At 60.8% G+C, this 12,833-nt stretch carries 10 protein-coding genes; 7 read left to right on the forward strand and 3 right to left on the reverse strand.

From position 1 onward, the window contains the following. Window positions 1-150: 150 nt before the first annotated feature. Together KQ659_RS02305 and KQ659_RS02310 are read right to left on the reverse strand one after the other, a co-directional pair. Window positions 151-768: a T9SS type A sorting domain-containing protein gene (locus tag KQ659_RS02305; protein ID WP_216678974.1), complete on the reverse strand. Its 618-nt coding sequence runs from the start codon at window positions 766-768 to the stop codon at window positions 151-153. A 463-nt stretch (window positions 769-1,231) separates the two neighbouring features. Next, the gene (locus KQ659_RS02310; protein ID WP_216678973.1) at window positions 1,232-1,990 is read right to left on the reverse strand and encodes a biotin--[acetyl-CoA-carboxylase] ligase; all 759 of its coding nucleotides are present in this window, start codon (window positions 1,988-1,990) and stop codon (window positions 1,232-1,234) included. A 67-nt stretch (window positions 1,991-2,057) separates the two neighbouring features. Here KQ659_RS02310 and rsfS point away from each other — a divergent pair, with 67 nt between their 5' ends. The 7 genes from rsfS (at window position 2,058) to KQ659_RS02345 (ending at window position 11,618) form a co-directional block, all read left to right on the forward strand. Continuing rightward, window positions 2,058-2,438, forward strand: a complete 381-nt coding sequence (gene rsfS, locus KQ659_RS02315) for a ribosome silencing factor (protein WP_216678972.1) — start codon at window positions 2,058-2,060, stop codon at window positions 2,436-2,438. Window positions 2,439-2,688: 250 nt separating this feature from the next. Further along, window positions 2,689-4,803, forward strand: coding sequence for an ATP-dependent zinc metalloprotease FtsH (ftsH, locus tag KQ659_RS02320; RefSeq protein WP_216678971.1), 2,115 nt, complete (start codon window positions 2,689-2,691; stop codon window positions 4,801-4,803). A 90-nt stretch (window positions 4,804-4,893) separates the two neighbouring features. Then, entirely contained in the window at window positions 4,894-5,547 is a 654-nt protein-coding gene (locus KQ659_RS02325; RefSeq protein WP_216678970.1) for a LutC/YkgG family protein, read from the forward strand. A gap of 137 nt (window positions 5,548-5,684) precedes the next feature. After that, the gene (locus tag KQ659_RS02330) at window positions 5,685-6,467 is read left to right on the forward strand and encodes a UDP-2,3-diacylglucosamine diphosphatase (RefSeq protein ID WP_216685435.1); all 783 of its coding nucleotides are present in this window, start codon (window positions 5,685-5,687) and stop codon (window positions 6,465-6,467) included. A gap of 202 nt (window positions 6,468-6,669) precedes the next feature. Beyond that, window positions 6,670-7,521 carry a hypothetical protein gene (locus KQ659_RS02335; RefSeq protein WP_216690354.1) on the forward strand — a complete coding sequence of 284 codons (852 nt, stop codon included), beginning with the start codon at window positions 6,670-6,672 and terminating at the stop codon, window positions 7,519-7,521. A 114-nt stretch (window positions 7,522-7,635) separates the two neighbouring features. Next, a complete protein-coding gene (locus tag KQ659_RS02340; RefSeq protein ID WP_216690353.1) occupies window positions 7,636-8,808 on the forward strand; it encodes a zinc-dependent alcohol dehydrogenase in 1,173 nt (390 codons plus the stop codon). A 56-nt stretch (window positions 8,809-8,864) separates the two neighbouring features. Next, entirely contained in the window at window positions 8,865-11,618 is a 2,754-nt protein-coding gene (locus KQ659_RS02345; protein WP_216690352.1) for a S8 family peptidase, read from the forward strand. Window positions 11,619-11,884: 266 nt separating this feature from the next. Here KQ659_RS02345 and KQ659_RS02350 read toward each other — a convergent pair whose 3' ends face one another. Next, window positions 11,885-12,694, reverse strand: a complete 810-nt coding sequence (locus KQ659_RS02350) for a M57 family metalloprotease (protein ID WP_216678965.1) — start codon at window positions 12,692-12,694, stop codon at window positions 11,885-11,887. Window positions 12,695-12,833: the final 139 nt, after the last annotated feature.

Raw genomic sequence — 12,833 nt, forward strand, 5'->3', positions numbered from 1 at the left:
AAAAGTAGGCAATGCACCGTTGCACTGATGCTTGCACGAAACCAATTCGGGCTAGAAACACAAAAAGCAGCTCGGGGCTGCTTTTTGTGTTTCGGGTTTCTGACGGCTCGTTGCTGGTTCCTCGCGGCTGGTTGCAAATCAGCAGCCGGCTCAGTTCTGCAGCACGAGGCGTTTGGTGCTGGCCACTTTGCCATCCACCAGCAGGCTGTAGAAGTACACGCCGGTGCGCAGCTCGCTCAGGTCGAGCGCCATGCCGGTGGCGGTCAGCTCTGGTTTAAGGGCTACGGTGCGTACCTCCTGGCCGATGATGTTGCTCAGGCGCAGCTGGTAGCTCTGGCCGGCTTTCTGGCTGAGCTGCACCGTAACCTGGCCACGGCTGGGGTTCGGATACACGCTCAGCGCGGCGGCCAGGTTGGGGTCGATTGTGGCCGTGACAGTGCTCACGATGAGGGTGCCCACCATGCCGGAGTGAACGGTGCAAAAAAACGGATAGGTGCCCGCCGTGAAGGTTGCCGCCGGAAAGGTTTTGGTGGGCGTGGCTGGGTTGATGGTGAACGTGACCCACTGAGCCGCAGCCGTTGGGTGGGTGTTCGAGCCGATGTTTTGAAAAACCAGCACGTCGGTGGGCGCCATGCGAATGGTGGTGGTGCCATCCGGCCCCCGGTAAAAGTTGTCGCCCACCTGCACCGTAATGGTGGCTGCGAAAGCAGAAGCGACCGAGAGCAGCAGCGCAATCATGGGTACTGCCAAACGAGTAAAGAGTTTCATCACAAATGCAAAAAGAAGAAGAGGAGAAAAATAAGGACTCTGCCACAAGGACAAGCACCGTGCCGGGTTGCCCTGCTGGCCACCCAATCAACGCTAGCCGAAGCGTTTCGGTTTGATAGACTGACAAAACACCCAAAAGTTGAATGCCGGCCGCAAGCAGAACGTGGCTGACGGGCGACGGCCATTACCTGTCAGAATTATTATCCTGGAATAAATCACAAACCCTGGATGCCTAAAAGGCTGCCAGGGTTGCCAGGTGTGCCGTTAAATTCTAGCGTCGTCGCCCTCCGCGTGCGCCTCATCCCCCGGCCCCTTCTCCGAAAAGGAGAAGAGGTGCGTTCAACGAGCTCCAGAACTACTTTTAGAGCAGACCGTTATAGCTCCCCTTCTCCTTTTCGGAGAAGGGGCCGGGGGGTGATGCCCCCGGGTAGGACGACGCGAGAACCTAACAGCTCCAGGGTTGCTAGGTGTGCCGAATTTCCTGCAGGCCAAACCGCCGCAGCTCGTTGCCAATGGCCACGGCCAGCCGGCCATCCTCTTCCACCCCGACAATCTGGCCGCTTACCGTTTGCCCGTCGATAATGAACGGATGAGTTTCCTGGTAGCGGTACAGCGCCTGCAGGTAGTCGCGCCGCAGGGTGCCCACCTGCCCGGCCCGCAGCTGCAGGTAGCGCCGCTCCAGGCACTCCAGCAGGCGGGCGGCCAGCGCCTCGCGCGGGTAGGCCCGGCCGGTAAGCAGGGAAAAGGAAGTAGCCGTGTGCAGCTCAAAAGCTTGCTGATTGATATTCAATCCAATACCAATGATGCTATATTGAATTTTTGAGCCGCTCAGGCTGTTCTCAATCAGAATGCCGCCCAGTTTTTGGCTGCCATAATACAGGTCGTTGGGCCACTTCAGCTTCAGTTTGGGGTCGGGGCCGAGCAGGGCCACGGCCCAGTCGTGCACGCCCAACGCCACGGCCTGGCTGAGGCGGAACTGCTCGGTGGCGGCCAGAAACGTGGGCTGCCATACCACCGAAAGCATTAGGTTTTCGGCGGGGGCGGCCACCCACTGGTTGCCGCGCTGGCCCCGGCCGGCGGTCTGAAAGTCCGTTATGACGGTACAGCCCTCACTGGCCCGATTTTGGACTATCAAAGTTTGAGCCTCCGAATTAGTCGAGGGGCAGGTCGGCAGCCAAACTAATTGCTGGCCCGTGAACAGGGTTTTTGGAGTGACAACCACGGCCTTCTTTCGCGTATCGTTAACTTCGTAGACTTTCGGCTGTAAAGCTCACACCTAATAAGACAATATGAAAAGCACGTTGGTCCGTCAGGATTCAGACACATTGGCAGATTTGGTCGTTCGCGGCATGCAGGATAAGAAGGCAGCCGACATCGTGGTGCTGAATTTGAAGGAATTAAAAAATGCCGTTGCCGATTATTTCATCATCTGCTCGGCAAACTCCGATACGCAGCTCGAAGCCGTGGCCCGCTCGGTGGAAGAAGAAGTCGAAAAAGTAACCGGCGAAAGCCCCTGGCAAACCGAAGGCCGCACCAATCGCGAGTGGGTGCTGCTCGACTATGTCGATGTGGTGGTGCATGTTTTCCTGCGCGACCGCCGCAAGTTCTACGCGCTCGAAGAGCTGTGGGGCGATGCCAACATCAGCTACATCGAATCGGAGCCGGCGTAAGGCGGTTGGTCTGAAAGGGCCGAAGAAGAACGTCATGCAGCGCGCGGCGAAGCATCTTTACCGCGCAACGCAATTCAATTAAAAGGAATTACTGCTGCGGCAAAGATGCTTCGCCGCGCGCTGCATGACGTTCTTTTTACTACACGAAGTAAAATAAAACCGCTCCCTCTCCGTCTTCCTTTCTGTCGAACATTTATTTTCGACGCGGTGTTTTACTTCTACCTATAATCGGTTTTAAGTAGCTATTTTCATGTCGGATAAAAATCTGAATAATAAGAAGAAGAAGCCCACCGCCCCGGTGCCCAACCCGCGGCCGGGCTTGCAGCTGTGGGTGCTGGCGGGCCTGCTGGTGTTTTTGTTCGGGGTGATGTGGGTGAACAACCTCAACTCGCCCGCCAAAATCAACCAGCAGCGCTTCGAGAGCATGCTGGCGGCCGGCGATGTGCAGGCAGTAACCATCATCAGCAACCAGAAAATGGTGGAGGTGACGCTTAAGGAAGCGGCCCGCGCCAAATACAAGCAGGAGCTCACGCGCCGCTCGCCCTTCGGGGGCGAGGGGGTGGGCTCGCAGTTCTACTTCCCGGTGGTAGATGCCAAGCTGTTTCAGGAAAACCTGGATGCTTTGCAGAAAGACGTGCCCTCGGCCCAGCGTCTGCCCCTCAACATTGAGGAGCGGTCGAGCCCCGGTGACTACATCGGTACCTACGGCTTCATCGTTCTGATGATTGTCGGCTTCTGGTTCCTGATGCGCCGCATGGGCAGCGCCGGCGGCCCCGGTGGCCAGATTTTCAGCATCGGCAAAAGCAAAGCCGCCTTGTTTGAAGGTGGCGATAAGGTGAAAATCACCTTCAAAGACGTGGCCGGCCTCGAAGAAGCCAAGGAGGAAGTGCAGGAAATTGTGGAGTTCCTCAAGAACCCCAGCAAGTTCACCATCCTCGGCGGTAAGATTCCGAAGGGCGCGCTGCTAGTAGGCCCTCCCGGTACCGGCAAAACCCTGCTGGCCAAAGCCGTAGCCGGCGAGGCCGACGTGCCGTTCTTCTCGCTCTCGGGTTCCGACTTCGTGGAGATGTTTGTGGGCGTGGGCGCGGCCCGGGTTCGTGACCTGTTCAAGCAGGCCAAAGCCAAAGCGCCCTGCATCGTCTTTATTGATGAGATTGATGCCGTGGGCCGTTCGCGCAGCAAGGGCTCGATGCCCGGCGGCAACGACGAGCGCGAAAATACCCTGAACTCGCTGCTGGTGGAAATGGACGGTTTCGGTACCGACTCCGGCGTTATCATCCTGGCTGCCACCAACCGGCCCGATACCTTGGACTCGGCCCTGCTGCGTCCCGGCCGCTTCGACCGGCAAATCAGCATCGACAAGCCCGATATCAACGGCCGCACCCAGATTTTCCAGGTGCACCTCAAGCCGCTGACGCTGGGCCCCGACGTGGATGCCCGCCGCCTCTCGGCCCAAACCCCGGGCTTTGCTGGCGCTGAAATTGCCAACGTCTGCAACGAGGCGGCCCTTATCGCCGCCCGCCGCGACAAGAAATTCATCACCGACCAGGACTTCACCGATGCTATCGACCGCGTGATTGGCGGCCTGGAGAAGAAGAACAAAATCATCTCGCCCGGCGAGAAGCGCATCGTGGCCTACCACGAGGCCGGCCACGCCATTGCGGGCTGGTTCTTGGAGCATGTGGACCCGTTGGTGAAAGTGAGCATTGTGCCCCGTGGCGTGGCGGCGCTGGGCTACGCCCAGTACCTGCCCAAGGAGCAGTTTCTTTACAATACCGAGCAGCTGATTGATGAGATGTGCATGGCCCTGGGTGGCCGCGCCGCCGAGCAGCTGGTGTTTGGTAAAATCTCGACCGGTGCGCTGAGCGACCTGGAACGCATCACCAAGATGGCTTACTCCATCGTGACGATGTACGGCATGAACGCCAAGCTCGGCAACGTGTCGTTTTACGACTCGAAGGGGCAGAGCGAGTATGGCTTCTCGAAACCTTATTCGGAAGCTACCTCGCAGATGATTGACGAGGAAGTGCGGACCATCATCGAAAGTGCTTACGTTCGTACCAAGGAGCTCCTCACCGAGCGCCGTCACGAGCTGGAAGTGGTAGCCAAGGAGTTGCTGGAGAAAGAAGTGCTGCAACAGGAAGACCTGACCCGCCTCGTGGGCCCGCGCCCCTTCGATACCCAGACCAACTACCAGGCCCACATGGCCGGCACCGACCGCAGCGAAACGGCTAGCGAAGTACGCGGCGAGCTGGCTGCCGGTGGCACCATCAGCAGCGACCTGCCCGACCTGAACCTGCCCGGCCTTGATGGCAACACCAGCAATGAAGCCCCCGGCGCCAGTGGCAGCGCCGTAGCTGGCTAGTAACACAGTGCCATAAACTGAAGCTTACGGTCCAATTGGAAAGCCAGCCTCTTATGGGGCTGGCTTTTTTTATGTTATTACTTTTGCGTCATGTCCGAATCTTCCCGCGATGCCGTTTTAGTCCGAATCCGCCAGGGGCTGGCAGCCGGCCCCGCGCCGCTGCCGCCCCGGCCCGATTTTGCCACCCCCGTGCACCCGCCCCTCAGCAACGCCGACGTGGTGGTGGCATTCGCGGAGCGGTTCCAGCAGGTTGGCGGTGAGTTTTACTATTGCGAAGACCTAGCCGAGCTGGCCACGCAGCTGGCAGCTTACCGGGAGCGGCAGCAGGTGGGCGCGCCCTACGTGTGGGAGCCTGATTTGCAGGCTGTACTGCAGGTCGCCGGCGTAAATTTTCGTGCTGACGAAGCCGGTTTCGTGGCCAATGCCGACCTGAGCCTTACTTCGTGCGAGGCACTGGTAGCCCGTACCGGCAGCGTGCTGGTGTCGGCCGCTACGGCCAGCGGCCGGCGGCTGAGCATCTACCCCGACCAGCACCTGGTGCTGGCCCGCCCCAGCCAGGTAGTGGCCGAAATCGGCGATGCGTTGCGCGTAATACAGGAGCGCTACGGCGCGGCCCCGCCCTCCATGGTTTCGCTCACCAGCGGCCCCAGCCGCACGGCCGATATTGAAAAAACGCTGGTGCTGGGCGCGCATGGCCCGCGCCGTATTGCGCTGTTTTTGCTTGAGGAAGAGGGTGAGATATAGAAGTAGAACGTCATGTCGAGCGCAGCCGAGACATCTCGCTCGCATCGTTGAGCAGTTTTGATTACTTAATTCACGCGAGATTTCTCGGCTGCGCTCGACATGACGTTTAATGACGGTTTAGATTACTTGTTTCCTGAATGAAGTCACCCCATTTACTTTCTGATATTATCCTGCCGCCCGGCAAACGGGTGTACTTCGCTTCCGATTTCCACCTCGGCGCGCCCAACGCGGCGGCTTCGCTGGAGCGGGAGAAGCGCATTGTGCGCTGGCTGGATGTGGTGGCGAAGGATGCGGCGGCTATCTACCTGCTGGGCGACTTGTTCGACTTCTGGTTTGAGTACAAGCACGCCATTCCGCGCGGGTTCAGCCGCTTGCAGGGCAAGCTGGCCGAGCTCACGGATGGCGGCCTGCCCATCACCATCTTCACCGGCAACCATGACATGTGGATGTTCGGCTACTTTACCCAGGAAATGGGCATTCCGGTGCTGCGGCAGGAAGTTTCGCAACGGATTGGGGATAAGCTGTTTCATATTGGCCACGGCGACGGGCTGGGACCGAAGGATTACAGCTACAAAGCGCTGAAGCAGGTATTCACCTCGGGCGTGGCGCAGTGGCTCTTTGCCCGGCTGCACCCCAATTTCGGCATCGGCATGGCCAATAAGTGGAGCCGCCGCAGCCGGATGCAGGCTGGCAAGGACGATGCCGTGTATTTCGGCGATGAGGAGTGGCTGCTGCAATACTGCCGCGCGCTGGAAACGCGCATGCACCACGACTACTACATTTTCGGCCACCGCCACCTGCCGCTGGATGTGGAAGTAGCCCCCGGCAGCCGCTACGTGAACCTGGGCGAATGGGTCAATTATTGCAGCTACGGCGTGTATGATGGCAACGAGCTGGCCTTGCGGCATTTTGAGCAGTAGCGCCGGGCGCTGGCTGGCGCGCGTCTGTGACGCGCTGCCCACTGGGTTCGAGCCTGCGGCTCGGGCATTGAATGCGTTTGCAGACGCAACTATGGACCGAGCCGCAGGCTCGAACCCAACCGGCACGCGTCGCAGACGCGCGCCAGCGGGAGCGTTTCTCCTTTTTCTCCTGCTCACCGCCGCTGCCCATGCCCAAACCACCGTGCCTTCTGCCGCCTCGGCCGCGCCGGCCGCCATGCAAATCGTGGCGCCCGTGCAGTCGGTTCCGCAGCCGCCGGTAGATGCGACGGCCGCGCCCACCGTGGCCGCCTGGAAACTACTGCGCCTCATCCGGCTGCCCAACCCGGGCGCGGCTTCGCTCGACCGGCGGGGTGCGCTCTACGTGGCCGATGCCGATAACAACCTGCGCCAGTACGGCCCCGAGGGCTTGCCCCTGAATACCTACGCGCCCGCCCAGCCCGGCCACGTGGCTCAGGTTGAAGCCTGGAATGTGACCAGTACGCTCGTATTCAACGACGACCGGCAGCAGCTGGTGCTGCTCGACCGGTTCCTGTCCCTCATCAGCGAGGTGCGGCTGGGCGATGTGCTCGATGGCACGGTGCGCGTGGCCACGCTGGCCCCCGATAATTTCATCTGGCTGCTCGATGAAAGCACGCTCACCCTGCGCGAATTCGACCCCAATACCCTACGCGCGGTGCAAAGCACCCCGCTGGACCTTATTATTGGCCGCTCGCGGCCCGATTTCCGCTTCATTCGTCAGTACCAGAACAATACCTACCTCGTGGACCGCAGCACGGGCGTGTATGTATTCGACAACCTCGGTAACTATAAGAAAAAGCTGCCCTTTCCGGGGCTGAGCACAGTGGGCTTCCGGGGCGATGAGCTGTACTTTCTCGAAGCCGGGGCCATCCACTTCTTCCACCTTTATAACCTGACCGAGCGGCGCGTGGCCCTGCCCGCTGGTACCGACCCCGGCGCGGTGCGGCAAGTGCTGGTGGGCGGAACGTACGCGTATATTTTCACGGCGGCGGGAGTAGCGGTGTATCAGATGTAAGGGGCCGCCATAAGGTTGATGCTATTGGCCAGCCGAGCCGAACCGTAGTAACCCGCCTGAAAAAGAGGCCGTTAGTCAGGGAGTTTACGCTCTCTCACTTCTAATGGCCTCCTTATGAAAGCTCTCCGAATTCACGGCATGCGTGATGTCCGCGTTGATACCGTGGACGACCCCAAAATCCACGAAAGCCGCGATGCCATTATTCGCGTTACCAGCACGGCCATTTGCGGGTCTGACCTGCACATTGACAACGGCAGCCTGCCGCAGCCTACGCCCCAGACGCTGGGCCACGAGTTCATGGGCATTGTGGAGGAAGTGGGCAAGGGCGTGACCAATCTCAAGCGGGGTGACCGCGTGGTGGTGCCCTTCCCCGTGGCCTGCGGCCATTGCCTGTTCTGCAACCACGACCTGCCCGGCCACTGCGAAAACTCCAATTCCGACCATTACGGCCCCGAAGGCGGCCTGATGACTGAAAAGGGCGGTGCCCTTTTTGGCTACACCGACCTCTACGGCGGCTACGATGGCGGCCAGGCCGAATACGTGCGCGTGCCCTACGCTAACAACGGCCCCCGCATAGTGCCCGACAACCTGACCGACGAACAGGCACTTTTTCTTACCGATATTTTCCCAACGGGTTATTCCGGCATCGACTGGGCAGGGGTGAAGGGGGGCGAGATAGTGGCCATTTTTGGCGCTGGTCCCGTGGGTATTATGGTCGCTAAAAGCACCTGGCTGCGCGGGGCCAGCCGCGTTATCATCGTCGATACCCAGCAGTACCGCCTCGATATGGCCAAAAAATCGGCCAATGCGGAGGGCATCCTTTGGGAAAGCCACAAGCAAGTGGTCGACGAAATCAGAAGCAAAAGCAAAAGCAAAGGCTACGGAGCCGATGTGTGCGTGGATGCCGTGGGCTTCGAGCCTGACCGTAGCATAGGTGACCGCGCAAAGTCGGTTATCAATCTCGAAAAAGGCTCCGACAAGGTGGTGCTGGCCTGCATCAGCGCCGTGCGTCGGGGCGGGTTCGTGTCCATCCTGGGGGTGTATGCCACGCCGTTCGATAACTTCCCGTTGGGCCAGATTTTCGATAAAGGCATTATTATCCAGGCCGGTCAGGCGCCCGCCCACAAGCATATCGACAAGCTGATGCAGTACGTTTCCAACGGCGACGTGAAGCTCGACGACATCATTACCCACCGCCTGCCGCTCTCGCAGGCCCCGCACGGCTACGACATCTTCCGTCACAAAAAGGACGGCTGCGTGAAAGTGGTGCTGAAGCCGGGCGAGTAAGCGCTGCCATTAATTGACCCACAAAAAAGGAGCCTGCGTTCGTGGGCTCCTTTTTTATGGGTCGAATTCTGCTCAACATCAATAAAACAGATTGCTTTATCTTTGGCGAGGCCCGCCCCGGCGTGGATTATCCATTCCAAATTGCGAAGTATATGACGCGAGCCCGGCGTGAAGTGGTATCTGGTTCAAAAAATCTGGGACGTAGTGGTTGGGCGCTGCTGCTGGGACTGCTGCCGCAGCTGCTACTGGCCCAAACGCCCGGCGCGCGCGCCACGTTGGGCAAGCTGGCTCCCGGGCTGCAGGCCGTCCCCGCCGCGCAACAGCCCCGCCCGTTGCGCATCCGCGTGGCCGATGGCCCGGCGTTTCGGCAGTGGGCGCGGCAGCACCTTCCGGCTGCGCGGGTAGCGCAGGTAGGGAACGACGCCCGCACGCTTACCATCACTGGCCTCACGCCAACCCAGCTGGTGGCCGCGCCGGGCGTAGAATTCGTGGACGTGGCCGACCGCCGCGCCCACGAGGAGCGGTACCTGGGCAATTCCGACTTGTCGGTAAACACCATTTCGGCGGTGCATGCCCGCTTTCCCGACCTGACCGGCCAGGGCCTCACGGCTTCGGTGAAGGAACTGCCCTTCGACCCCGACGATATTGACCTGAAGGGCCGCGTGGTGGCCCTCGGCGCATTTGCCAAGCCATATTCTGACCATGCTACGGCCATGGCCACGCTGCTGGGCGGGGCCGGCAACTCCGACCCGCTGGGCTGGGGCGCGGCCCGCGCCGTGCGGTTAGCTACTTCCGATTTCGCCCGCCTGCTGCCCGACGATGCTGCTCAGCTCACCCAGGCCGGCGTGTCGGTACAAAACCACTCCTACGGCGTGGGCATCGAGAATTATTACGGCCTCGAATCGCAGGCCTACGACCAGCAGACGCAGCTGCTGCCGCAGCTGCTGCACGTATTCTCGTCGGGCAATGTAGGGTCGGCGGCCAGTCCCAGCGGTACTTATCAGGGCATCGCCCGGTTCGCCAACATCAGCGGGCAGTTCAAGATGTCGAAAAATACCCTGACCGTGGGCGCTACCGCCCCCGGCGGGCAGGTGGCCGCCCTCAGCTCGCGCGGCCCGGCTTATGACGGCCGCATCAAGCCCGAGCTGGTGGCCTACGGCGAAGGCGGCTCCTCGGAAGCGGCCGCGCTGGTGTCGGGTGTCAGTATTCTGCTGCAGCAGCAGTACCGCGACCAGCACGCCGGCACCCTGCCACCCGCCGCCCTCGTCAAAGCCGTGCTCCTGAACAGCGCCGATGACCTCGGCACGCCCGAAGTCGACTACCTCAGCGGTTTCGGGCAGGCCGATGCGCTGGGGGCCGTGGGCACTATGCGCGCCGGCCGCTTTTTCGGCGGCAGTGCCAGTCAGGGGGCCGACCAGGTCTTCCGAATCACGGTGCCGGCCGGCCAGCAGCAGTTGAAGGCTACACTGGTCTGGAGCGACCCTGCCGCCAACGCCAACGCCGCCACGGCCCTGGTCAACGACCTCGACCTGGAGCTGGTGGCCGTGAGCACGGGCCAGCGCTGGCTGCCCTGGGTCCTGAGCGCCTACCCTCATGCCGACTCGCTGGCCCGCCCCGCCCGCCGCCGGCCCGACCACCTCAACAACGCCGAGCAGATAACCCTCACGCTGCCCGCCGCCGGTACCTACGAGCTGCACGTGCGGGGCTATGCCGTGCCACAGGGTTCGGAGGCATTCAGTGTCGCCTACGAAATCAACGCGCCCGGCCTCACCTGGACCTATCCCGCGCGCCCCGATAACCTACGCCCCGGCACCACCGCCAATCTGCGGTGGCAGTGGAGTGGCCCGCCCGCCGCCACCGCCCGCCTCGACTATCGCCCCGTGGGCGGCTCCGGCTGGCGCGTGCTGAATGCGGCCGTGCCGCTGGCCGACCGCCGCATCACTTTGGCCGTGCCCGATACCGCCACGCTGGCCCAACTGCGGCTGGTGAGTGGCGGCAGCGAGTTTGTATCCGATACGTTTACCGTTGTGCGCCTCCCCGAGGTGCAGGTTGGCTATGCCTGCCCCGATGAAGCCCTGCTGCAATGGCGGCGCATTCCAGGCGTGGCCCGCTACCAGGTGTACCAGCTGGGCCACGCCTACCTCGAGCCCCTGGCGCAAACGGCCGATACCTCTTTGGTACTGGGCCGGGCTCAATTATCGGGTCTTTACTACGCCGTGGCTCCGGTGATGAGCGGGCGCGTGGGTCAGCCAGGCCTTACCATTAATTACACCACGCAGGGCACGGCGTGCTATTTCCGCTCGTTTCTGCCCCGGCAGCTGGTCGATGAGACCATTCGTTTCGATGCGACGCTGGGCACGGTGTATCACCTGAAATCGGCCACCCTGGAGCGCCAGCGGCCCGACGGCACCTATGAAGCCGTGCAGACCATCAGCCCGGTCACCAGCACCATGCTGGCATTCGCCGACCAGCCGCTGGCCGCCGGCCGCTACCTCTACCGCGTGCGGCTCGACAACGCAGCCGGCCAGCAATTCTACAGCAATACCGAAGAAGCCTTCCTGCTGCGGGCCGGCCTCACCCAGGTTTATCCCAACCCGGTAACCGCTGGCCAGCCCCTGCAGCTGGTGGCCAATACTACCGGCGTAGTCATCGTGCAGCTCTCTGATATGCTGGGCCGCTTCCAGCGGGAAACCACCGTGGATGGCCGAATAAACGAGCTTGATACCAGCGGCCTGCGCCCCGGCGTGTACCTGCTGCGCGTGCAGGCGGAAGGGCAGGCACGACAGGTCGTTCGGGTGGTGATACAGTAAGCGCCTATTTGGATGAATTCTAAGTGGCTGCTTGACTGTGGATTCTTAAAAGTTTGTCATGCAGAGCATAGCGAAGAACCTTGCTACGACCGCATCGCATGCAGTACTTCGGGCGATGCGAGCGTGACAAGTTCCTTCGCTGCGCTCAGGATGACAGTGCGAACAGTTTGTTAGCTGCCAGCAAAATGCGGCTACAGAAGAATGTTCAAACAAAATGCCCCGGCTCGTAAGAGCCGGGGCATTTTGTTTGAACATTCTAACCGGAGTTAATAGATGTAGTTCAGTGCCGTCAGGTCGTTGGCGGTGAAGGGGCGGTTCACGCCGTTGCCCACGCAGGCCAGCATCCAGGAGTTCGGCTCGGCCGCCGAAGGCGTACCGGGGATGAGAATGGCTCCCACCGTGCTGGCGCCTTCGTTGGAGGCACTGCCACCGCAGCTGTAGGCGCGGTTGTAGTAGTCGGTGTGGCGCATGCCGATGCAGTGGCCCATCTCGTGCGCCATGATGGTCGCAATGTAGTTAGTGTTCGAGCTGTTGATTACGTTGGGTACCAGGGTGAAGCCCGGTGCGGGATTGCCACCGCTGGGGAAGCCGCCCGACTGGCCCAGTACGCCCGTGCCCAGGTTCGACGAATACTTAACGGGCAGGTCGGCCGTGCCCGAGGTGATGCGTCGGAACGTTACTCGCAGGCTGGCCGCGTTGTAGCGCCGGATGGCCTCATCAATGGCTGTCACGTAGGCCGAGTTAAACGAGCTGCTGATGCTCACGGTGAGCACGCGCGGCAGGCTGCCCACCAGATTGGTGGTGCGGTACTGCTCGTCCTGGCCCACGCGGAGGGTGGAGTAGCCGGGGGCGCTGGCCAGCAGCTCCGGGGTCAGCAGTATATCGCCTTCCACAACGTAGCCGTCGTCAACTTTTTTTACATCCTGTGTGCTGAATCCCAAGGCTTTAATCTGAGCCATGGCATCCTGCGAAACAGCCGAAGGAGCTGCGGCGACTTCTTCTTTTTTGCTGCACGACGAGAGGGATAGAGTCGCGCCAGCCAGCGCCAGCAGTGGGAGAAGTCTGAAACTTTTCATAATGGTTTTTGGGATGATGATTTGGTGAAGAATGAGCGAATGTATAGGGCTGTAATTACAAATAAGAGCACTCATTCATTCGTATTTTGAAAATGGTTTAATCAAAATGCCTTTTTTTGGAATCTGAATGAGTTTTTGC

The sequence above is a fragment of the Hymenobacter siberiensis genome (assembly GCF_018967865.2).
Lineage (GTDB): Bacteria > Bacteroidota > Bacteroidia > Cytophagales > Hymenobacteraceae > Hymenobacter > Hymenobacter siberiensis.

Coding starts and splice junctions, on each gene's coding strand:
- ftsH (WP_216678971.1), top strand. CDS start 2,689: ATGTCGGATAAAAATCTGAATAATAAGAAGAAGAAGCCCACCGCCCCG.
- KQ659_RS02350 (WP_216678965.1), bottom strand. CDS start 12,694: ATGAAAAGTTTCAGACTTCTCCCACTGCTGGCGCTGGCTGGCGCGACT.
- KQ659_RS02330 (WP_216685435.1), top strand. CDS start 5,685: ATGAAGTCACCCCATTTACTTTCTGATATTATCCTGCCGCCCGGCAAA.
- KQ659_RS02345 (WP_216690352.1), top strand. CDS start 8,865: ATGGGTCGAATTCTGCTCAACATCAATAAAACAGATTGCTTTATCTTT.
- KQ659_RS02340 (WP_216690353.1), top strand. CDS start 7,636: ATGAAAGCTCTCCGAATTCACGGCATGCGTGATGTCCGCGTTGATACC.
- KQ659_RS02325 (WP_216678970.1), top strand. CDS start 4,894: ATGTCCGAATCTTCCCGCGATGCCGTTTTAGTCCGAATCCGCCAGGGG.
- rsfS (WP_216678972.1), top strand. CDS start 2,058: ATGAAAAGCACGTTGGTCCGTCAGGATTCAGACACATTGGCAGATTTG.
- KQ659_RS02305 (WP_216678974.1), bottom strand. CDS start 768: ATGAAACTCTTTACTCGTTTGGCAGTACCCATGATTGCGCTGCTGCTC.